Consider the following 20,741-nt stretch of genomic DNA (forward strand, 5'->3'; position numbering starts at 1 on the left):
GGAGATCGATGACCGGCTGGATCGGCGCGGTAGGGCGGGACGTGCCATTCGACGTGGCGGCCAGCGAAACGAACTTCGGACTGCTCGTCTGCGCCGATATAGAGGAGAAAATCGTCAGGGCTGCCGTCGTGGTCCCGTCAGAGGCAAAAGGCGATGCCTTCTTGACCGTGGTGCTCGTGGTTTTGCCCTGGCTCGTGGAATTTTCGGACTTTGGATCGGAATTGGCGTTTAGCCGGAGAAATGAAACCGTATCGATATCCGAAGATGCTGGTGCGATCGATGACATGCGTTCCCTTTGATTTTCTTTTTCCGCTTTTCGCGGATGACGTCGTTTACCTTACGTTAGGCATAAGATCGACCTTTGCGTGATAATTCAAGCCCGATCGCGACATCGCGGTTGCATAAAATGCAGCGGCCTCGCGCCTGGAGATCAAAAATCACATTTTTACCGAGGGGTCGCAGGGTATTTCCCAGGCTGTGGCGGTCATCGTTGCCGCCCCTCTGCCTCTACCAGATGAATGACGGGTCTGGCCCAAATTCGAGATGCACGGACTCGCCGGTGTAGCGTTCAAGCTTCTCGTTCAGCTGCTTTTCCATTTTGTCGAGCTTCTTCACGCCATTGGCCATATCCCACAGACCAAGCGCCAGCCCGACGGCCGAGGCAACGAGGCCGGTGACCAGTCCGGCCGCGGCAAGGCCGGTTTTGGCGGCGCTGCTGAAGATGGTCACGACTTCCGGCGCCACCGTTGCGAGTCCGGAAAAGGCACGGGACATGGCATTGGTCAGATAAAGCATCGCCTCGGAGAAACCGATCAGCGCGTTGCCGGTACCGGCAATGCCGCCGATTATTTCGAGCGCGCCCTTGGCGCGGTCGCCGGCCTTCATCGACCGCGACGCCGAATAGAAGCCGAGGCCGGCCATGGCGAGGCCGCCGGCCGCGCCGAGGATCTTGCCTGCCGCTTCAATCGTCTTCGGCGAGAAGTTCATCGAGATCCCCTTGCCCCAGCTGCCAGGCTGATTGCCGAAGGCGCTGAACGGTTTGCCGGCAACGTCGAGGTTCTTGCCGAGACCTTCCATCGTCATGCCGACGATCTGCGTCGCCGAGCCGACCGCGGCGGCGATATCGGCCGGCGTCCACTTGCCGCCGGCGCCGAGGCCGCGCGCCACCAGCACGCTCGACATCGTCAGCATCTGCACGGCGTGCACCAGACCGGCCTTGTACACCTCGGCATCGATGCCGGCAGGTGTCCGGGTCTGGCGCGGCAGATCGAGCGAATCCTTGAAGGAGGCGAGCGCATCGTCGAGCTTCATACCGCCGCGCACCATCCGCAGAACGCCGTCGACGTCGCGCGCTATATCCTGCGCCAGGTTCTGTTTCAGCGTTTCGCCGCCATCGGCCGGGCCGTTTTTGCTGATGAAATCCTCGGCGAACGTAGTTGCCAACTGGCTGATGGCGTCATTCGTCGCCCCGGGCTCGAAGGTGTCATCCGGCCCCGACAGCAGCGGCTCGAGATCGACACCCTGGCCGTCGCCGATATAATGTTCCTTGACGATATTGGCGAAGGTGACGTTCGCGGCGTCGAGATGCGCATCGATATAATCCTGGGGCAGGAGATCGACGAGGGTGTTGAGTTCGGAATAATAATCCTTCAGGGCATCTTCGAAGCTCTTGCCGGCGCTCAGCGCCCGGTCGATCGCCTTGCCTCCTCCGATGTCGATCAGATAGGCGTCCTCGATGTTGGTGAGCAGATCGGAATTCTCCGGTCGCTGCAGATATTCCTTCATGCCGCTCGCGAAGATATCCGAGAGATGCTGCTGCGTCGCCGGATCGGCCGTCAGCTTTTCGATCCGCGCATCGAGGTCCTTGCCGACGCGCTCGCCATCGGGCACGCTGTCGCCATACTGGTTCATATAGCCATTGAACTGCTGTTTGATCTCGATGAGATCGTAGAGCAGCGTCGCCTTCTGTTCCGGCGTCAGCTGGTCGAGGTGGTCCATGTTGTCGGGCGCGACGAAATCCCGGTTCACGTCTTCACGGCGTCGCCGAGAATGCCGTATTTGAGTTCGTCGAGCTTCTTCAGCGTCGGCTCATAGGCGGTCGACGGAGCGTAGCCGCGCAGCACCTTGCTTTCCAGGATGTCGTTCTCGTCGATCGGGCGCTCCACGACCGGCTCGATGGCATCCGAGCCCGACATGACAAGGTCCATCTTCTTGAGGCTGGATGTCAGATAGTCGCTGTCGATATAGGGCAGATCGAGACTTTGGATGGTCTTGCTCCAGCCATTGTCCGTGGTGGCGAACATGCGCTCGGCGATCCAGGCGTCGCCGCCGCTGCCGGCGAAGAAGCGCCCGCCGTCTGAGCCGTTGGCGGCAATGCCCTTGCCGGCCAGCCCGGTGCCGATCATGATCGCCGCCATGACGTCGTTGAACGAATAGCTGGCGAGATTGCTGGAGGGCAGCGGCGAGACGCTCTTGTCCCACTCGGCATTGGCCGGCAACTTCGAGACCAGGCTGGCGCCCATGACGAGCCCTTCCAGCGCGGTCTGCACCGCATGGCGGTAGCCCAAGACCTCCTTGCCGCCGGGTGCGCTCAGGCGCGACGTCAGGCGCTCCAGATTGCCGGCGAGATCGCCGATGCCGATTTCTCCGGCGCCTACCTTGTCGAGCAGCGGACCGAGAAGCGCCTTGACGTCGGCCTTGAACTGATCGCGCACCTCGGGGCTGTCTCCCCCGTAAAGCTGGTTGGCCATCGCCTGGATGGTCGGGTTGAACAGGTGGGTGATATTGTTGGGCACGGTGCTGCCGAATTCGGAAGCGGCAACCTTCTTCAAACCGTCCAGGTCGATCTTGAGATCGTTGCCCGGGTCGGTTTCGGGCGTGCTCACCTTTGCATCGACCAGGATCGCGGTGGCGCCGCTTTTGCTCTGGGTAAACCCGACGAAGCCCCGCGCAGCGGAGATGTCGAGTGCCTGCCCGTTACCGCTCGGCGCGATCTTTCGTATTTCGCCGGCGTCGATGGTTTTTGTCGATGCAAAACGGCCAGTCACGTCTTTCTGGCCGAGGTCCACGACCAGGGTTTCGACCTCTTTCGATCCGCTGCCAACACGTTGCAACATGATTTCGTCACTCCTGATCGACGGCCGCACCCTGAACGGAGGCCCGGAAAGCCTCGTTAGGTCAGAAGTTTTTCAGTGATATGACAAATGGGTGCTATCGGAGCGGCAAAATTGAACCATTGACCCCCACATAGCGCTTCCAAATTATACCGCAGTACAAATGCTGGTGACACCGCAGTCGCCAAGGTGCGGCGCAATAGAGCACGGTCCCGTAGGGAATGCGCTCACGAGACAGATCGAAGTCGGTCCTCGGGCTCGGTTTTCAGACTGCATTGTCCGGCAAATCGGTATAAGCCGTCCTCTCGAACAAATCAGGAGACAACATGGAAACCGTGGAAATCAGCAGCCGCAGCGACTTCGGCCTTTGGGCAATTGAGCGGGCGCGGGAAATCGTAACGTCCGAGGGAACTGCTTTTGCGATGGCCGCTCGCGATATGGACGACGAGGCGCTTGCAAACGCTGCAGCCGCGCTAGGCAAGGCCATCAGCGATGCGATGGTGGAAGTGTTTGACGGCCTGATAGATGAATCGTGATTGTGAAGAGACAGCGGGTCACTGACCGATAAAAATTGGTCAGCACCGTCCGGGCTCGCCGTCTTCCCCTCTCATTGCAAACTGTCAGAAATTTGCATATATTTCTGACAAGAGAAATGCCATGCAAAAGCTGACATCGCAAATCATGGGACATGCTGAACGACTGCCGGAAGGATCCGCGCTTTCGGCAAAGAGCTTTTTGCATCTCGGAAATCGAGCCGCCCTGGATCGGGCTCTGTCGCGCCTGGCCGAGCGTGGCGAGCTCGTCCGGGCGGGCCGTGGTATCTATATGCGGCCCGTCAAAAGTCGCTTTGGCAGTCGGCCGCCGACGGTCGAACAGGCCGTAGAGGCGGTGGCGCAGCAGCGCGGTGATGTCATCGTCTCGAATGGCGCCGCCGCGGCAAATGCCCTGGGCCTGACCTCCCAGGTCCCGGTCCGCTCCGTCTACCTGACATCCGGCCGTAGCCGGACGATGACCCTTGGACAGCAGACGGTCGAGCTCAAGCACGTGCCGCGCTGGCAATTGGCCTTGGCAGATCGACCTGCTGGCGTGGCGGTCCGCGCACTTGCATGGCTTGGGCCGGAGAGGGCCGATGAAGCACTGTCGCGGATCAAGCGAAAGCTGCCGCCAGACGCGTTCGGCGAGCTGGTGGCGGCGGCTCCGCAGTTTCCGACCTGGCTTGCAAGAAGCGTAGGAAAGGCTGCGCATCGCTGATCTGTTTCTGACCTTGTCAAAGGATAACCGACGCGAAGCCTTGGCGGTGGCGGCCGACCGCACCGGACGGCCCATTCATCTCCTCGAAAAGGATGTCTGGGTCGTCTGGACGCTGCAGACGCTCTTTTCGTCCAAGCTCGGTGAGCATCTCGTCTTCAAGGGCGGCACTTCGCTATCGAAAGCCTACGGTGTCATCAAAAGGTTCTCCGAGGATGTCGACCTGACCTATGATATCCGCGCCCTGGCGCCGGACTTGGTCGGCGACAATGATGAGGCGCTGCCGAAAACCCGCAGCGAGGAGAAGCGTGGACTATGACGCGGTGAGCAGCGGATCCGGTTATGTCGCCCGGAGCGTCATGCTCGAATTCGGGGACCGATCCACCGGCGAGCCGGCCAGTATTCGCGATGTCGACTGTGACGCGTCGGGTCAGGTTGATGGTGTCGAATTTCCGAAAGCGACTCCCCGCGTCATGCACGCGGAGCGGACGTTCTGGGAGAAAGCGACCGCCATCCATGTCTTCTGCCTGCAGGAGCGCCTCCGCGGTGATCGTTTTGCTCGTCATTGGCATGACGTCGTCCGGTTGAACGATGCTGGTTTCGCCGACAAGGCATTCGCGGATCGGCAGCTTGCCAATGCCGTGGCGAAACACAAATCCATGTTCTTTGCGGAAAAGGCGGCCGACCGCTCGCCCATCGACTACGCCGCAGCCGTCAATGGCAATCTGGTTCTGACACCCTCCGGAGAAGGTCTGCGCGCACTCGGTGAGGATTACGCGCGCATGGTCGACGACGGTCTGCTGCTCGGCGATTCCGAGCCGTTCGAGCACCTGTTCGAGCGATGCACGCAAATTCAGGCGCATGCCAACAAAAGCGACGCGTCAAAATAAGCAATTGCCGGCCCACAGCCGCACCTGCCCATTACTGTGAGTGCCCTGTCACCGACGCGGTTTGGCTTCGCGCCAATTATTAGGCGTTTGCTCGTGGCAGGCACCCTTGATGTGATGAGAGTGAAGCTCGGACCCGGTTATTCCGGCTCCGGCCTCGGCGAGGATGTGGCCAAATACCGCACGGGTGCGGGTTCGTTTGAGGAAAGTTGCGCCACGTAAAATGAAGATCCGGTGTGTTTGCAGTGAAGGCATTCTAATTCCCAATTTCAATCTCGCCGGAAGCCCGAGCAAGCTCAAAATCGCTGACGCGAGAATCGACACGGATGTTCCACTTGCCGCAACGGCACGCGTCCTCCCACTGGCGCGCCGCACGCTTGATTGGCTCTATTCCCGCAGGGGGGGGTCGACAAGACGAAGGTCACTTCTTGGCGTCCAGCGGATCGATGTCGCCTTTCATCAGGAAGGCCGCAATCTCGACAGGGCCAGCGCGCCCGGGCGTGACGATGATTTTTGCCATCGCCTTGTCTGAATGAAGATGCGTCGAAGCCGGCTGTGCTGCCGCAGCGATAGGCGCGCGGTGGCGGCGTGAATCGCCAAGTTGCCGCAACGGCCAGCACGAGGAACTCGACCAACGTCTCGGCGGCGAAATAGCGGAAGGTGCATTCCGGTAAACCACGGCGATCGAAACTTAAATCCGTCGCAATCTTCTCGACACTCACGTAGCATGAGCCTCGCGAACAAACGCCGCCACGCCACTATCGCAACTTCACTTCTCCTCCTCGGGATGCCGACTAACACGTTCGCCCATCCCCATATCTTCGTTGATGCAAAATTCGAGGCGGTCGCGGCGCCCGATGGAAGCCTCCAGGAGCTGCGCGACACATGGCAGTTCGATGAGGTGTTTTCGTCGTCAGTGCTGCTCGACTACGACAAGAACCGCAACAATGCCCTCGACCCTGCGGAAGTTGCTGCCGTCGCCAAAACAGTCCGGGAGTCGCTTGCGCAGTACAACTATTATATGAACATCACGATCAATGGGAAAACACTCGCGCTTGCGAAGCCGGACATCCTGCATGGGACCTATGAGAACGGCTCCCTCACCCTGTCTTTCGCACAGAAGCCAATGGCCAAGACGCCGCTCAAAGGATTGATTGTTTTCGGCGTTTATGATCCGACACTCTATACTGCTCTCGATTTTGCCAGCGATGCCGATCTGAAAATCTCGGGCGAAGGCTTTAGCGGTTGCACTCACAAAGTCGTCAGGCCTGGCTCGAAAGAAATCCTTTCCGAAAATCAGGCGATGCTGACGACGATGTTCTTCAACGATCCAGTGGGCACAGACTACTCGCAGATTGTTGCGACCCGATTGGAAGTGCGCTGTTAAGGAGTGTCGAGGCATAATTGCGAACTATCGAACCTCGTTGTCGCCTCTGTCATGATGATCGATGTCATTCAGGTCTTTGTTTACATCACGGAGAGCACCAGATGCGTTCCAGGCTCAACCTTTTGCTAGCAACGGGGTTGGTCATCCTGGCACCAATGCTGTCCGGATCAACTCCCGCACGTGCCGCGGGCAAGAGTTCGCCTTTCCCGGCTTGGATAGCAGACTACGTCGGCGACGGGAAAGGCCAGATCACGCGCGTGGTTCTGGAGCGGGCGCGGAGGTTATATCTGGAGAAGGTCGCGGAGGGAACGGTCAAGAACGCCTGTTACTTCGCAATGGATGCGACACGACCCAACGATCTGACAGTTGGCCGGTTCTACGTGATCTGCGAGGCGAAGCAGTCGTTTCGGGTGATCTCGGCAGGGCATGGTGGCGGCCTCAACCTCCCTGGCGTGGTCAACTTCTCCAACGGCCGGGAATGCGCTAAGAATTTTGGCAACGCGCTGGACTCAAACTTGACCGCCGGTGGCGCGTATCTGACAAGCGAGATCAAGACCTCGTTCAAAGGCTATTATCTGGCGCCTTCTAACAGAGAGGCGGTTTTGACCCGCTCGTTTGTTCAATTCGATGGGATCGGCGATACCGCCAACGCCAGACAACGCGCAATCGGCGGGCATGCTGCGGCGCTCGTCTCTGGGATCTGCATGCAGAAAAAGCCGGAGAGCCCATATGCCGATCGGAAAGGCTATGTCCCTGTCGGGAAGTTGGTCACCTATGCGGGCGGGCGAAGCGACGGATGCACCAGCTGGTCGCCGGAAGAGACCCCGGAAGTCTTGTCGATGGTCAAGGATAATCCGACGACGCTCTATATCTACCCGGAGGCGCGCGACATCGCCGCGGTCGGCCGGGCAACGACATCGGGCAAGTCGCCAGTAAGCGCTGGATCATACTGGAACGCTACCTGCCTTGGCGAGATCGGCTCTCCGCAGTTCTGGCCGAAAGAGCGGCTGGAGCCGATCATCGCAAGATATAAGCAGGATCATCCAGCACCACCGCCGCGTCCAATTCCCCTCTGCCAAGCATCCAATTGAAAAGCGGGTGGCATCTGAGAAAACGATCGTCGTTTTGAATGTCACCTTTAGCTTTGACGACCAAAGTCCTCTGCGTATAACATTGCTGCAGCAGCCTCCTCGTCGCCGCCAATGCTTGGAGCACACTGAGATGGAACTCGCTCGTTCTATCCTGAATGCCGCGACACTCGCAACCTTGGGAACCACAGGCACAAACACGCACGAATTTTGCTTTTCCTCGCAGGGCAAAATTATTCTGGCAGGGTGCTGCTGGCGAGCGCCCGGCAGGAGAAGCTGGAAAGTGGCAAGGTCGTGCGCGTCGACAGCACGTCACCGCCGCACTGATCCATGAGCCGAGCGACAGTAGCCTATTATGGGACGCTGTCCGGGTGACGGTGCGGCTGTTGCAGCAGGCCGTGGCACTGGGTAGCGCCATCCCATGGCACGACCACCGCCGCGCGGCAAAGAAGCGGGCTCGAGCGATCGAATACCCGCGGCCGCCCCAAACGGATCAAGCACTACCGCGAACTGCTCAAGATCACGCGCACGACCTTGAGTTATCTGCAGCAGGCGAGTGAACAGTTGCCCCTGACGGCTGGCCCGGCCGGCGAACTGTGGCAGACCCAGCTCCGCCACTATAAGCTGCTGATCGACCGGATCATCGGCCAGACCGAACGGCGGGTCCTGGCCGGCGAGCCGGTGCCGGCTGGCGAGAAGCTGGTGAGCCTCTTCGAGCCGCATGCCGACATCATCGTCGAAGGCAGCCGCGACGTCGACTACGGCCACAAACTCAATCTGACCACCGGCAGAAGCGGACTGGTCCTCGACCTCGTCGTCGAAACCGGCAACCGGCAGACAGCAAGCGTTTGCTGCCGATGCTGGAACGCCACATCGCCTTTTATGGCCAGGCGCCGCATCAGGGCCGGCTATGCCAGCCGCGATAATTTGAGCCGAGCCAAAGCCTGCGGCATCCGCGACATGGCCTTCCACAAGAAGTGCGGCCTCAAGATCGAAGATATGGTCGGTAGCCGGGGTCGATCGCAAGCTCAGAAACTTCCGCGCCGGCATCGAGGCCGGCATCTCATGTTTGAAACGCGCTTGTGGCTTGGGGCGCTGCACCTGGCGTGGGCTCGACCACTTCAAGGCTTATGTCTGGTCATCGGTGGTCGCTTACAATCTCGCCCTCTTTGCCCGCCTCCGGCCGGATCGTCGGCGTTGGTGAGGCGAACAATGCTGTCCGCGATGGCGAGGACGTTCTTCGACCGGTGGCCGACCTCCGTCAGCAGCCGATGCTCGGACGCTTCCAGCGCCTCTATCCGCCGGTACTCCGTCATGTCGATTTACGATCCAAAAAAATAAAGCATCCTTCCGTCGTCCCCATGGATGGGACTTAAATGCAAGCGGTTCCAGAACTGCTCCCCGTTCTTCTTATAATTCAAGATCTCGACGCTCACCTCCCGCTCGTCGGCGATGCAGCGCGAAGTTCGGCGACGGCGATCGGAGACGTCGCCGGGCCCTAAAGGAAACGACAATTCCGGCCCAGCACCTCTCCGGCGGCGCAACCGGTCAGCTCGAGGAATGATCTGTAGGCCAGCACGATCGGCAGATCCGGCTTGCGCGCGCCATTGACGACCATCGGCATCCTATTCGTTCGAACGCGACCGCCGCAAGTTCTTTCCGGTCGGCCAAGGCTGCTTCTGACGATACCGAAGGTAAGTCGCCGTGCAGTTGTCAAATTGGGTCGTCATGCTTCCACGCTCAATAAGAGGTCCGATAACGTCGCACGCCGTCTTTTTCCTAAAAGACGATCGACCGACTGGCCTATGCGGCAGGCTTCCCGACCAGCCCGTCCGGGAGTCACGATTCGATGGCGTTGTCATTGCGCCTGTATGGGATGAGGTAAGGCAATTCCGCTTGCGCGACCGGAAGGATCAGGCGCAGAATAAAATCATGAACCCCATTTCCACCTCCAGTCGCGCTCGGGAGCGCTTTCTCGAAGCAATCCTTCAGAGTGCCATCGAATATGCGATCATCGCCCTGGATCTCGACTCCCGAGTGATCACCTGGAATGAGGGTGCCCGCCGAATTCTCGGATGGGATGAGACCGAAATCGTCGGCCATCCCGTGGCCGTTATTTTCACTGAGGAAGACCGCGCGGCGGGCATTCCTCAACGGGAAATGACCGCCACACTGACCCAGGGCCATGGAGATGATGAGCGCTGGCACCTTCGAAAGGACGGCTCGTTATTCTGGGCGTCGGGCCAGATGATGGCGTTGAGATCGGATGATGGCGAACTCGAAGGCTTCGTGAAGATCCTCAGGGATCGAACCGAGCAGCGGGAAAATGAGGAGCGACAGCGCGTCCTGATGCACGAACTTTCTCACCGCATCAAGAACACGCTGGCAGTCGTTCAGGCGATCACCAACCAGTCATTCCGGAACGCCGCCAGCATCGAAGCCGCGGAGCAGTCGATCTCGTCGCGCATCAAGGCATATGCAAACGCGCACGATATTTTGCTGCAGAAGAACTGGTTATCCGCAGCCGTCGATACGATCATCGAAGCGACCACGGTGAATCTCGGCGTTGAACCGAGCCGCATCAAAGCAAGCGGTCCGGCAGTCAGCCTGAACCCGCAAGCGGCTCTTGGCTTCGCCCTCGTGCTGCATGAGCTTGTCACCAATGCGACAAAGTACGGGGCTCTATCAGGGGATACAGGAACTGTCGAGATCGAGTGGTCCGTGCGCAAAAATGTCGGCGACGATCGCTTCAATCTCCATTGGCAAGAGAGCGGTGGCCCAGCCGTGGAAGCCCCAAAGAAGAAGGGCTTCGGCTCCCGCTTGGTCAATACGAGCCTGTCCGCTTTCGGAGACGTCTCGTTTGACTACGCCGCAACCGGCTTCAAGCTCGACCTCGAGGCATCGCTTCAGAAACTGCAATATCAAAATTGTCCGGATCTTGAAGTATGAAGAGATGTCAAATGCTGCCCCGAGGCTCCGTGTCGTCGCCGATGCCAAGATCAGCGAAACAACTGGCCTTCATGCGCCTACTCGGCCTTCGATCTCCTGAGGAGACAGGTGGTAGATGACGAGTTTTTCGACGACGTATTCCAGGTCCTGGTCCATCCTGAGAAGGTCGGTTGATTTGCCCAGGTGGCCGCATTCACCGAGATAGTCGAAGCACATACCCCACACCGCATTGCGAAGCTTAAGAACCTTCCTCGTCGTCTCCGGCGAGAAATATGGTTCTTCACTGAAATCGAGGGCATCAGACACGTCCCGCGCTCGCCGCGACAGAGCGTCCGACGAGACCTCGAACCATCTTCCGCGAACACTTCATAGCACTGCCTGCAACGTGCTTCGCGTAGACTGCAATCTTCAGTACATCGTTAAGCGAGATGTCTTGGTCGTGTCTGAACAACACCGTAGGCATGCCGGATCCTCCGTATTCGAGATGGAATAGAGCGCCTCAGGAATGTTCCCATTTTGTTCCTTTCAAAAAAGGAGTCAGGGGCGCTTTTTTCGATGGTCGTCATAAGGCGCTCACTATCCAACGGGTCCACCGGATTTCGTCGGCTATGCCTTGCACCATGGTCTCGGCCTCGGAGGACAGCTCTTGCGGCCGCAGACGAATGGTACTGCAAGGCCTTCGCTGATCAGAATGCTGCCGACATCCTTCCCGTCAACCAACAGCATCCCGAAAGAGCGCCATGGTCGCATTTCTTCGTACCTTCGGTGCCCGGCGGACAAAAGCACGCGACTTTTCTCAGTTCGGTGCTGCCGCCGGCAACCAGCTCTCGAAGCCGCGCCGACGCCCGCTCGCCCTGTTGGCGCTCATATTAGCATTGGGGCGAGAACTTCTCCGGCGTGTTGAAGCCCACCAAACGTGTTCCGGCGGCATCGCCAACGACGTGTACGGTGTCTCCGTCGGTCACCGTGAATTCCTGGGCCACAGATGTCCTCGCTGTGCCGGAGTTGACTGAAATTGCCCTCCCAAATCGGATACCTGCTGTGCGACGGCCACAGCAGCAACGATCAGGAGCCCAATGGCCAGCCGTCTGCCTGCTCTACCAAAACTGGGGACGAACATTTTCTTGGGCTGGTGGCGAGATCGGGGAAAGGGAACGACCGCGGATTGCGATGGGGCGGGCCGAGCGCTGCCTTAGAATCTCGAAAGTCTTTCGCCACTGTTGAGAGGCGAGCATTTCCGCCAGAACGCTCAAGGCGAGCGTGAATGTCGGCAAGAAACGTTCGCTGCCAACCCGTCAAGTTTTGACGTTGCAGTGCCGCCTCGATGTCGTGTCGCAGGTTTCCAGCCGGTTCCATGGCTCTATCGCTTCGTGCGGATAATCACACCTAAGCAGGAGGACCGGAAGAAATTGTAAACTGCAACCTCATTCAGCGACCAGGGACGGATTTCAGCCCATCGCGGGCGTGAATTGGCCGCTACGGGTCGTAGCGGCGCCGGCGAATTATTGCACCTCATAAACGCCTGCGTTATCAGCAGCGTCGCGCAGCCCCTTAAATGACGCGTGCCGCAGCTTCCCGTCGTGCGTCCACGCTCGATATTTGATCTCGGCAACAAGCTTCGGATCGACGAAGACCGCATTTCACTTCCGTCCGTATCGACAGGGGGCTTGCCGATGGTCAGTTTGTCTATCTGTTTCCGGAACTCACCCGCAGAACATTCGCTGAAGCCGGTTCCCACTCCCCCGACATACCAGCTCTTTTCCTCTGCGCGGCGAGCAGCAGCCGCCCAATGCCCGCAATGACGCCGTCGACTTCTCATGCCCAATGATTAAAAAGCCATCGCTCTGGACACATTTGATCTTCACCCAGCCGACCGGGTCGATAGGTGGCGTCCCTTCGCTTGGCGATGATCCCCTCAAGCCCGTGGTCGCAGGCGATGCGCAGGAGAACCTCTCCGTCCGTCTCGATCCTCGGACAGTCGAAGGGCGTCTTCGCCGCCTGCCGGCACCAGCCCTTCCAGAAGATGGCGTCGCGAGGCGAGTTCGGTTCCAGTGAGGTCGTGGCCGTCGGCTGGAAGCTGTCGATCGATTAAGAATGCTCAGGGCGAAGCCTGGTTATGCAGTCAATCGGGCAGGTCAGTGAACGGCAGCCGACGTCGGCGCGTTTACACGTGTTGCCCACCTGCCGACATAGGTGCCGATGAGCAGCGTCGTGACATCCTCTAACGATCTCGCGCCTTCGTTGAAGAACTCGATGGCGGCCGAGCACAAGGTTTGCGACGCCTGGTCGTCGGGTTCGACTTCGTAATAGCGGTACCAAGCCTGTACCGCTTCCGAAAGCATGCGGAAGTGTTTGTCGTGCGTTGGCATGTGACATCCTCCAGCTATCGACATAGCGGAGGAGCGATCTACAACAAGACCTCAGTCTCCAACTCTTCGGGATCCTGACGGCGGTCGTTCCCCACTCAAAGGACGCCACAGTCGAGAACGGTCACCTCATGCGGCTTCGGAACATGAACAAGACGAGAGATCCGGTGAGGTCTGCTGCGGTTGCGGCGAACATGAAAGCTCGCTTCCGGAACCCCTGCGGCCCAATCTTCGGGTGCCCAGCTTAATGGCAGCGGCCTTCCCGGCATCTCGTCCAGCACCCGGCCGAATATCGCCTGCTCACAACCGGGCGGCCAGTCGACGACCCTGCCCTTCTCCTCAGTAGTGAAGATGGCATACTCAAGCGCGCCGCTGACGGAAGGTCTGAGGATGTCGCGACTACGCGAGGAGAAGAGCAAGAGGGCGCCTGCGGACTAGCTCGCGGCACTAGGAACTCAATGCCTCTTAGGACATTTCTTGCACGCAAAATTGGAGATAAAGAACATGGATCAGATTGTCATGTCAGATACGACCCCGGCAGCAAGCCGCAGGGCTGCTCGTATCTCCAGAGGCTACAGCCTCGAGGAGCTTGCAATTGCGACCGGACTTGCACGCGCGCATGAGCTTTTCTGATCTGGTGGGTAGACGCGTCCTCCTGGTAGCAAAGAGCAGCTTTGAATCAGAGTTCAGCTCATTTGGGGATCGTTAGCGTTCAGCTTCGGTAGGCGGACGTATATTATTGCGATGGTGGAAGGTTGCAAGCGCCGGATTCTGCGAAATTCAGTCGCGCTTGGACCAGCGACAGCGGGCCGTTCGGACCGCCTCGGACCAACTCAGCATCATGATCGTCTTGCCCATCATCTTCCCAAAAACACACAGGGCGAATCTCGTAGCCGCCTCGCTCTGAAAGGGTCGCGAAATGGCAGCACGGGCACCGGTATGCCTGCCCCTCAACGTAAGGCTCAATGATGTTGCGAAACTACATTGCGAGAGGTTCACCTCAGTCACAGACTTTGTCAACAGGGCCTAGTACGCCGCGCAGTGCCTATTACTTCGTCGCCGAATCGGTCGGCAAATTGCTGCCGCACCGCGTGTTCTGGTGACTATCCCGGCAATCGGATTACGGCAGGAGGGCAATCGCGACGCTCCACGGATTGATGATCTCCGTCACCCGTTTCGCCGTCCAGACCCTGATCAACTGGCGTTGCCGAAGAGATTGAGGTCGATCACAATCGAAGCAGAACAACAACTGCAGGCATATGAGCAGTATTTGCAAGATGCGCGCGCGCTGTTTCGTCAAACGATCGTAAATTATCAGCCGGTTGTCCGGGTTTTCTCTACTTTTGCTTCACTGATGGTGAGATCGCTCGCAAAGAAATCTGTGCAACGTCGGCCATACGCCGGTACTCGTATTCGTTCAGCGGGGCCGGAAATGCGAATTGACGAAACACGATACGGCGGGAACGCGGCTCACAAATGCCTCTAGCTGGAACCGAAGATCAAAGGCCTGGCGATGTGGGCAGAAATAGGCGTTTACGTCGGAAATGGAGTTATTGTCCAATCGATTTGATCGACGGCATTCTGAAGGATCGCCTCGCACTGGGCTAGGCTCGGTGAAACCGCTATGACGTGCCCGATCCAGTCTCGGGCATCTCCTTTCCTAATGATCGGCGTGTTCGTAGCTAGATACAATTTGACCTCGGCGACACCTGGTAAAACGGCCAACCGGCTCTCGCTATCAGACCACGTTAGTGTGCCGTCGCGGTCAGGAACTAGTATTCGGGCGGCCGCAGTGTGCGAACGTCTCCTGTGCAACGTCGACTCCTCGCCGATAGCAAGCTTGATGTGCTCGGTGATGAGGTCGATACCGTATGCTAAGAGAATCAATTGTGGGTCCGGCGTTCCAGCAAGGCGCGGATTGACTTCTATAACGACGGGTCCACGACTCGTCCACCGGAGTTCGATATTGGCCGGTCCCCATTCAAGACCGAGAGCTCGCAAAGAACTCTGTGCAACGTCGACGATACGCTGGTACTCGTATTCATTCAGCGGGGCCGGAAATGCGAAATGACGATACACGAAGTGCGGCGGTGGGCCGAAATCAGCGGCACAGACCCCTATAACGTCAGTCCCCATTGTTTCAACCGAAAAATGTGGGCCTCGCGCCAATTCTTCAATCAGTATGCCTGACGAGAAATTTCGCACGTCAGTGCTGTTCAGCAAATGGCTCGTCTGCTCACACAGCTCATCGACATTGCAGCAGAGTCGTACACCGGCACTACCAACACCTACGACTGGCTTAACAACTACAGGGAAGCCAATCTCTGCAGCGGCGGATATAACTTCGGTAGTATTCACTGCTAGAAAATATGACGGTACGGAAACGCCTCCTTCCTTAAGGAGCTGACGTTGCGTGAATTTGTTGCAGCATCTTTCTACCGCCTCCGGATTGGGGCCTGGTAGCCCAAAATGCCGACAGAGTTTGCCACTAGTCGCATAGAATGCCTCTCTGGCGCAGGTGATCCCAGCTACGTCATACGTTGAACGGAGGCGGGAACATTCGCGGATAAGCGCATCAAGATCTTTCGTATCAACTACGATTGCCTCGATACATTTTTCCTTAAGATAGTCGTATTGGACGGGCGGAGCTGCCAGGACTATTGGATGGAGCCCAAGATCCTGCGCGGCCCGGACATAAAGTTGTCCGGTACCGGCGGTATTACCTTCGATAAAAACTAGCGCTCTTCTCGTCACTCTCGGCACTCTCGTCGGCTCCCGCTCTTCAATTCACACCAGCAAGAGTTGTGCCAGCCGCACAAACATCGGGGCACTTTCTATCATTAATGTTCAGTGCTCAGATGAGGGAGAAAGGGACGATGGCTGACTATCGTCAATGTCATATATCCGACAACGGCATTTCTTTGGACGTGAGAAAATTGCTGAGTCTGCGGGGTTACGCTCGTCCGCGATATATCCGTCAGAGATTGGTCAGCCAAAGGAAGAACGAGGGTGGAACGAGTCTTGCGCTGTGATGTACGTCGCAGCAACTCAAACCGCTGGAGCGAACTCAAAGCTGGATAAAACTTGGTGGCAAGGTCAATGTGGGAAGAGGTGCTCGGGATAGGTCGACGGTCGGCATAAATGGGGAAGATGAACAACGTCGATCCACTTGCCTGGCTCACTCAGCCCCTCAACCCGCGCAACCTCGCAAGAGCTAACTGACGTTAGCCTACGACTTCTTGCCTCCTTCTATAAAGCCATGACAGCAGAACGCGACAGGCCCGGTCATGACAGCCATGTCTCCGTTTGCGATCTCGATTTTCAGCAATCCGGCCGGAAGGTGGACCGCAATTCTGGTGGAAGTGACGAGGCCTCGTTTCAGTGCCGCATAGGCGGCGACGCATGCGCCGGTTCCGCATGCCTTGGTCAATATGCCCGGACGCTCCCAGACGGCGAGCCGCAGTGTCCGCCCGTCCAGAACCTCGGCGGCGTCCACATTAATGCCCTCGGGAAAGAGGGGGTCGTTCTGCACCACCGGCGCATGGTGAGCCATGTCAAAGAGTTCGAGGCAATCGACGAAGAAGACAGCGTGCGGGTTGCCTATATCGAGCGCGAGGCCGTCCTTCAGTGGTCCGCTTTGTACTGGCAAGTGAAGCGTATCTACCTCTCTGGACAGGGGAATCCTGCGCCAGTCCATGCTGATTGGCCCAAACGTGACGCTGATTTGCATTGGCCCTGCTCTTCGACAGTGAAGGACACCTGCTTTCGTTTCAATCTGCACCTCGTCCTCGCCGGTCTCCTCGAGAAGAAGATACGCAATGCAGCGCGTGGCATTGCCGCATGCACCGACTTCCTTGCCGTCTATGTTAAAGATTCTCATCGCCGCGTAGGCACCGACGTTGCGCCCCTTGTCCGAGGCCGGTTCGATGGTGAGCAGTTGCTCGCCTCCCGGACCGGTGTGGCAATCGCAGATGCGGACGATGTCCTCACGATCGAAAGACTTCGACCCGTCGCGCCGATCTACGATCACAAAATAGTTGTGTAAGCCGTGCATCTTGATAAATGGCCACTGCCCGGGCAAGTCAACTGGTGGAGGGCATGAGAGAAAGTTGATGTGTCTCATTGTTCTGTCCAGCTAGATAAAGTGTTCAACTCAAAGCAATCCAATCGTGTTACGCTAGGCTGCGATTCACCCGCTCCTTGGCTCGTGTGGCAGGACCATGCTGAGCCCTTGAGCGTTTCAAGCAGCGCTCCAGATTGCGCCGATGTTAGTGCACTCCAAGGTCCCCTCTACCAGCCCCGCAATGGCACTTACGCGTCTAACACTCGGTGGCAGAGCCAGCCGTCACCCCTTAGCCAGGAGGCTGCCTAGCCGGCCTCAGGCTTGGTACTCAAGCCGCGGCCGTCCCGTGTCTTGGCAGCCAATCGGCGCCGGCGCGCCAGCGTAGCGCCCCTAATGACAGACACTCGCGCAGTTGACGCCGATCTATCGGGCGATGTCAGTCTGGGGAAGCCGCCCCTAGCGTAACGCAGCCGCGGCTGTCAGACAGCACTCCTCCATCTGCTCCGGCGTCAAATGCGCGGGCCGGAGACGTTTCCATTCATTACGCACCTCCTCACGACACTAGCCTACGTCACACAACCTTAGTAGAGATCATCAGCTGCCCGGGTATCTGCGCAGCAGTGCTTAGTGTGATGAGATCTTCGAATGAGAACCGTGATTGGAACGAGAGCGGCGCATTGCTTTCAGGGAGCAGTCCTGGGATGGTGTTAACCTCGAGGTAGACGGGGGCGCCGTCATTATAGATAAAGTCGAAGCGTACAAGCCCCTTACAGTCCAGCTGTTTATAAAGCCTGAGGACATCATCGCGGATACGTTCTGCCGCCGGTCCTTGGAGTATCTTGGGTATAGCATGCTCATCGACCGACCTCTGCTTCAGCCGGTCATCGTAGAAGCGCCAGCCGATTGGAAGGTCGAATAACACGACATCTCCGATGATAAGCTCTGATCCCACTTGAAAGATACCGACGGTGCCAGATGGCCCTTCGATGAATTCTTCAAGGCGCCACCTGGAGCAATCAGTAGGTTCGATTCGGGCAATCGCCTCCGCGGCTGCAGCATGGCCATCCAGCATCTTGATTCCAATACTGGACCCCTCGCCAATCGGTTTAAGGACCAGTACCTGCGACTGCTGTAGTTCGAGCGGCCAGGAGCGAGGGTCTCCCAGGGCTGCTACTAAACGGCCTCGCGGGACTGGATAGCCCCAATCTCGAAGCAATGAGACAAAGATGTCTTTGTTCATTCCAATTGCGGAGGGCAGCGTTGATGGCCCGGAGTAGGGAACGCGCAGGATGTCAAGGAACCCCTGCATCGTACCATCTTCGCCTCCTGCGCCATAGACCACACTGAGCACGAAGTCGCATTGGAGGACGGCGCGGAGCAATTGCTCTACATCGTTCGGCTCAACAAATTCAACTGAACGGCAAAGGTTCTGGAGGTGCGGCAATAGTACATCTTTAGTTTCAAGAGATGCTGCGCGCTCAGTTGATGATCCTCCAGCAAGAAGAACTAGCCGCAACGGGGATAGAACTTCTCGTGCGGCCGATAGCAGTTTCGCGTCATGCATTTTGTCGTCCTCCTTGCTGGCGAACTCGTTCTGATTACCCGCCTGGGCGGCATCGTCGAACAACTCGACGTACCTTTTCGTACACATCGCTCCAGACCCGGACGCCGTCCCTTCAATGGCTCTGGGCTGGGCGTGAGGGCCTACAAGTGAAACAGCGCGTTTCTCGGTTTGAATGACGATGCTACCCTGACTTCGTGCTTTTCTCCTCGGCTCGTCGCTCACACTGTCGCCCAGACCTAAAGTCCGGTTGGCAGCTGCACGCAACTTGCATCGATTGCAGCAACAGGCGTGCCAACTGGGCCAAAAAGAGCCACCACGAAATGTCTGCTTTTTATTGAATGGCTTCGATGAGAGTACGGCAGGACGCGGGGCTGAACACCGCCGTGTCATCAATTGCACAAAGTCGACGGAAGGTGTGTCGGGGTGCTGTAGTCTCAGCGTTTCGGCCCAGTTTGTCCTCGCCTCCAAGAGGGCGAAGTTGACCTCCGTCTTCCCGGTTTCCGTCGGTGGCGCAACCAACTCCGATGACAGTAAGCGTCCGGTCAAGCCCTCCGCGGGGAAGTTGGAGCCTCCACGGCAGAAGTTCATCGATCCGGTTGATGGAGTGATCGGCGATGCGAGTGAGGCCGTCTCCTAGGTAAGCCTCTGGATCGCCGCCGTTCAGCTTTGCGGTTTATGCCGACCGTCGAACTATGCCGAGCGCCTCTTCTCTTGTTTGCATCAAACCGTGCGTTCCCGGCCGGTTCGGCGGGTCGCCGTTGTTTGGCGCTTGGCATAGTCCTCATGCTCAGAGGGCGTTCAGGAATTCGAGAAGCCGGTCGCTTGGTCGAAATCGCTCGGCCTTGGCGCGTTCGTACGGCTTCAGCTCTGCGAGTGCAGATCCCTTCAGTACGAGATGCGCATGAAGATAGGTCAGCGTCGTTTCCATCGCTTCGTGCCCAACCACAGGGCAATGACCGAGCAGTCGACGCCCGCCTGCAGCAACTGGCATGCAGCGGCACCAGCCGTGACTTGCCAAACTTTGTCTCTCGGATGGTGAGGACGCCCTGGTCGAGATCGACATCGGCCCGGAGCAGGCTGAGCGCTTCGGAATGGCGCAGTCCGGCCACTGCTATCAGCCCGAACAGGCAGTGATATGTCCAGCGCCGGAGGGCGTTGGCCGGCGGCAACGACAGTGCTGCCGCCAGAAGTGCCTGAATCTCGACCTCACTATAGATGTAGGGTTTTGTCCGCCGTGTCGGCGCCACAGCGTCGCTCGGTGACACTTCCGTCAAAGGATCGAAATGAGTCAGGTGCTGGGCAAAGCAGCGCACATCAGCCAGTCGGATTGACCAACTCGGCTGCCGGTCCATCGAGGTGACCCACTCCATTGCCAGATCATTCTTGATGGTCTCGGCGCCGCAGGCTTCCATGAAAGCGACGAACTCCGACAATCGTTTTGCCGGACCGTCATATTTGTATCCCAGCCCTTGGCGCATGCCGATGTAGCGCTCAAACGCGGTGCGAAGCCGGCTCATTGGACACCTCCCGGCCAGGGTAGGCTCAGTTCACGCAGCTTCTCAATATCGAGCTTGGCATAGATTCTTGTACTGTCGATGCTTCGATGGCCGAGCAGTTGGCCGATCTCGGCAAAGCTGGCGCCCGACCGCAAAAGGTCGGTCGCGAGGCTGTGGCGAAAGAGGTGAGCACCTTGGTGCGCATAGCCGTCAATGCCTGCCAGTTCGAGCGCCTGCTTCGCGATCATTGTGATGGCGCAGCCGGAGGCAAATCCCACGTGCGGCGCAAGTGTTCGCAAGAAAACGGCGTCGACACGCCGAAGCGGGCCGCCCATGCCGGATTATAAGCGACGATCGCTGTTCCGACGTCGTGACGCAGCAGCGCCAAGCTCAATGACCTCGATCCACAAGCGTGGCTCGCCGATGTGCTCGCTCGCACCCGACACCTCGATCAGCAGGCTCGAACAATTGCTCCCCTGAAATTGGCAGCCACCGAAGTCCCTACAACCCTACAACACCCTAGCCGGATGGTTACGGAGTTTCAGAAATCCCAACCGACATGAAATGTCGAGCTTCTGTG

The 20,741-nt window shown here is 58.3% G+C and carries 16 protein-coding genes and 8 pseudogenes; 10 read left to right on the plus strand and 14 right to left on the minus strand.

The annotated features are described in order from the left end of the window. Window positions 1-8 precede the first annotated feature (8 nt). Entirely contained in the window at window positions 9-299 is a 291-nt protein-coding gene (locus AF337_RS44940; RefSeq protein WP_004672580.1) for a hypothetical protein, read from the plus strand. Window positions 300-507: 208 nt separating this feature from the next. On the opposite strand, the gene AF337_RS44945 is transcribed toward AF337_RS44940, so the two are convergent. Further along, a complete protein-coding gene (locus AF337_RS44945) occupies window positions 508-2,028 on the minus strand; it encodes a hypothetical protein (RefSeq protein ID WP_225882927.1) in 1,521 nt (506 codons plus the stop codon). Window positions 2,029-2,162: 134 nt separating this feature from the next. Beyond that, window positions 2,163-3,116: pseudogene (locus AF337_RS44950) on the minus strand (hypothetical protein); the annotation flags it as partial. Between the two features lie 323 nt (window positions 3,117-3,439). Between AF337_RS44950 and AF337_RS04065 the strand changes: the two are divergent. The 7 genes and pseudogenes from AF337_RS04065 to AF337_RS04095 form a co-directional block, all read left to right on the plus strand. Continuing rightward, the gene (locus AF337_RS04065) at window positions 3,440-3,649 is read left to right on the plus strand and encodes a hypothetical protein (RefSeq protein ID WP_004672578.1); all 210 of its coding nucleotides are present in this window, start codon (window positions 3,440-3,442) and stop codon (window positions 3,647-3,649) included. Window positions 3,650-3,770: 121 nt separating this feature from the next. Next, window positions 3,771-4,364, plus strand: coding sequence for a DUF6088 family protein (locus AF337_RS04070; RefSeq protein ID WP_049731159.1), 594 nt, complete (start codon window positions 3,771-3,773; stop codon window positions 4,362-4,364). Next, window positions 4,357-5,251, plus strand: a pseudogene (locus AF337_RS04075) (nucleotidyl transferase AbiEii/AbiGii toxin family protein). Before AF337_RS04070 ends, AF337_RS04075 begins: the two are co-directional and overlap by 8 nt. A gap of 93 nt (window positions 5,252-5,344) precedes the next feature. Further along, window positions 5,345-5,470 (plus strand): hypothetical protein, encoded by a 126-nt coding sequence (locus tag AF337_RS46025; protein ID WP_257784634.1) that lies wholly within the window; start codon window positions 5,345-5,347, stop codon window positions 5,468-5,470. 505 nt (window positions 5,471-5,975) lie between these two features. Then, window positions 5,976-6,635, plus strand: a complete 660-nt coding sequence (locus AF337_RS04085) for a DUF1007 family protein (protein WP_012489448.1) — start codon at window positions 5,976-5,978, stop codon at window positions 6,633-6,635. Between the two features lie 101 nt (window positions 6,636-6,736). After that, window positions 6,737-7,726, plus strand: a complete 990-nt coding sequence (locus AF337_RS04090; protein ID WP_012489447.1) for a hypothetical protein — start codon at window positions 6,737-6,739, stop codon at window positions 7,724-7,726. Window positions 7,727-7,966: 240 nt separating this feature from the next. After that, window positions 7,967-8,927 (plus strand): annotated as a pseudogene (locus tag AF337_RS04095) (ISNCY family transposase); the annotation flags it as partial. Here the strand turns inward: AF337_RS04095 and AF337_RS41730 are convergent. Continuing rightward, a pseudogene (locus AF337_RS41730) lies at window positions 8,905-9,433 on the minus strand (PAS domain-containing protein); the annotation flags it as partial. The pseudogenes AF337_RS04095 and AF337_RS41730 sit on opposite strands and share 23 nt — an antisense overlap. 222 nt (window positions 9,434-9,655) lie before the next feature. Between AF337_RS41730 and AF337_RS04100 the strand changes: the two are divergent. After that, window positions 9,656-10,672 carry a sensor histidine kinase gene (locus AF337_RS04100; protein WP_012489446.1) on the plus strand — a complete coding sequence of 339 codons (1,017 nt, stop codon included), beginning with the start codon at window positions 9,656-9,658 and terminating at the stop codon, window positions 10,670-10,672. A gap of 69 nt (window positions 10,673-10,741) precedes the next feature. On the opposite strand, the gene AF337_RS44955 is transcribed toward AF337_RS04100, so the two are convergent. The 11 genes and pseudogenes from AF337_RS44955 to AF337_RS39615 form a co-directional block, all read right to left on the minus strand. After that, window positions 10,742-10,978, minus strand: a complete 237-nt coding sequence (locus AF337_RS44955; RefSeq protein WP_049731160.1) for a hypothetical protein — start codon at window positions 10,976-10,978, stop codon at window positions 10,742-10,744. Window positions 10,979-12,174: 1,196 nt separating this feature from the next. Then, a pseudogene (locus tag AF337_RS39585) lies at window positions 12,175-12,740 on the minus strand (ATP dependent DNA ligase); the annotation flags it as partial. Between the two features lie 67 nt (window positions 12,741-12,807). Next, a complete protein-coding gene (locus AF337_RS04110; RefSeq protein WP_016737406.1) occupies window positions 12,808-13,041 on the minus strand; it encodes a hypothetical protein in 234 nt (77 codons plus the stop codon). Window positions 13,042-13,774: 733 nt separating this feature from the next. Further along, a complete protein-coding gene (locus AF337_RS46440) occupies window positions 13,775-14,008 on the minus strand; it encodes a CPCC family cysteine-rich protein (RefSeq protein WP_086004647.1) in 234 nt (77 codons plus the stop codon). Between the two features lie 563 nt (window positions 14,009-14,571). Further along, on the minus strand, window positions 14,572-15,792 hold the full coding sequence (locus AF337_RS04120; protein WP_012489441.1) for an ATP-grasp domain-containing protein: 1,221 nt from the start codon (window positions 15,790-15,792) through the stop codon (window positions 14,572-14,574). Between the two features lie 475 nt (window positions 15,793-16,267). After that, window positions 16,268-17,161, minus strand: coding sequence for a diaminopimelate epimerase (gene dapF, locus AF337_RS04125; protein ID WP_049731162.1), 894 nt, complete (start codon window positions 17,159-17,161; stop codon window positions 16,268-16,270). A 511-nt stretch (window positions 17,162-17,672) separates the two neighbouring features. Then, window positions 17,673-18,728 carry a D-alanine--D-alanine ligase family protein gene (locus tag AF337_RS04130; protein ID WP_225882928.1) on the minus strand — a complete coding sequence of 352 codons (1,056 nt, stop codon included), beginning with the start codon at window positions 18,726-18,728 and terminating at the stop codon, window positions 17,673-17,675. A gap of 508 nt (window positions 18,729-19,236) precedes the next feature. After that, a pseudogene (locus AF337_RS39600) lies at window positions 19,237-19,338 on the minus strand (transposase domain-containing protein); the annotation flags it as partial. Window positions 19,339-19,452: 114 nt separating this feature from the next. Beyond that, the gene (locus tag AF337_RS39605; protein WP_225882931.1) at window positions 19,453-19,656 is read right to left on the minus strand and encodes a hypothetical protein; all 204 of its coding nucleotides are present in this window, start codon (window positions 19,654-19,656) and stop codon (window positions 19,453-19,455) included. A gap of 43 nt (window positions 19,657-19,699) precedes the next feature. Next, window positions 19,700-20,182: pseudogene (locus tag AF337_RS44960) on the minus strand (tyrosine-type recombinase/integrase); the annotation flags it as partial. Beyond that, window positions 20,179-20,496: a tyrosine-type recombinase/integrase gene (locus AF337_RS39615; RefSeq protein WP_225882929.1), complete on the minus strand. Its 318-nt coding sequence runs from the start codon at window positions 20,494-20,496 to the stop codon at window positions 20,179-20,181. The pseudogene AF337_RS44960 and the gene AF337_RS39615, both read right to left, overlap by 4 nt. 45 nt (window positions 20,497-20,541) lie before the next feature. On the opposite strand from AF337_RS39615, the pseudogene AF337_RS41745 reads away from it, so the two are divergent. Next, window positions 20,542-20,641: pseudogene (locus AF337_RS41745) on the plus strand (transposase domain-containing protein); the annotation flags it as partial. Window positions 20,642-20,741 lie beyond the last annotated feature (100 nt).

Source organism: Rhizobium ecuadorense (assembly GCF_001187535.1).
Lineage (GTDB): Bacteria > Pseudomonadota > Alphaproteobacteria > Rhizobiales > Rhizobiaceae > Rhizobium > Rhizobium ecuadorense.